Here is a 274-nt window from a genome sequence, read left to right as displayed (position 1 = left end):
CTATGACTGCCTGACCGGTGACCAGACCCTGTTCCAGCGGGCAGACAACATCGAGAACGACTGGCGGGCGGTGCAGCCGTTTCTCGATGCCTGGGCCCAGGGCGGCGAAGTGCATGAGTATTCGGCTGGCGAGGACGGACCTGAGGCTGGCAATGAATTGCTGACCCGCGACAAGCGGGAGTGGCACCGGTTGGGGTGAGAGGTTTGCAAGCCTGTGCCGGCCCTGTCGCGGGCCAGCACAGGCAACCACACAAAGGAGTCCCAATGCCTGCCC

The 274-nt window shown here is 64.2% G+C and carries 1 pseudogene; it reads left to right on the top strand.

Features of this window, described 5'->3' with window-relative positions:
• A pseudogene (locus SB719_RS20005) lies at nucleotides 1-199 on the top strand (glucose-6-phosphate dehydrogenase); the annotation flags it as partial.
• Nucleotides 200-274: the final 75 nt, after the last annotated feature.

Source organism: Pantoea sp. SIMBA_079, from assembly GCF_046940275.1.
GTDB lineage: Bacteria > Pseudomonadota > Gammaproteobacteria > Enterobacterales > Enterobacteriaceae > Pantoea > Pantoea borealis.
This window is presented reverse-complemented; position numbering and strand designations above follow the sequence as displayed.